Annotated in this window: 1 pseudogene; it reads left to right on the plus strand. The window is 65.8% G+C overall.

From position 1 onward, the window contains the following. Positions 1-409 (plus strand): annotated as a pseudogene (locus EN884_RS38110) (DUF4167 domain-containing protein); the annotation flags it as partial. Positions 410-489: the final 80 nt, after the last annotated feature.

A 489-nucleotide genomic window follows, 5' to 3' on the forward strand; every position in this document is an offset into this window, starting at 1 on the left:
CAACAATGGCGGGCGCCATCGTGATCGCCGCCCCAATGGCGGCTATGGCCAGAACGGCCAGCGCGACTTTTCATCGTCCGCCGAGCAAGGTGGTCAGCCCCAGGGCAACGAGATCCCGGTCCAGGGCGAAGCCGTTTCGCCGACCGAATCTGTGGCGCCGGCCGAACCGGCTCCGTCGTTCGAGAACCTTTCCCCGGCAGGTCTTGCCGCCCAGGCCGAACTCAACGAGGCGGCCGCCGAAAGCGGTGCTGCCCGTCGTCCGCGTCGTCCGCGCCGCCCGCGCGTCAACGCCGATCAGGTTGATGGCGGTAGTGACAATGCCAGTTCCGGGACCGACGCCGGCGAGGTGGCTGCGGCCCCGGCCGACAGCGGCAACGCCCAACCGGTCAATGTCGATATCGATAACTGACCCAACGGCATTTCAAGGCATTGAGCGGCGGAGAGAAATCTCCGCCGTTTTCGTTTGGGCGGCCGTGCAATATTATGTGG

Origin of the sequence: Mesorhizobium sp. M7A.F.Ca.AU.001.01.1.1, from assembly GCF_004022735.1 — a bacterium.
GTDB classification, from domain to species: domain Bacteria; phylum Pseudomonadota; class Alphaproteobacteria; order Rhizobiales; family Rhizobiaceae; genus Mesorhizobium; species Mesorhizobium ciceri.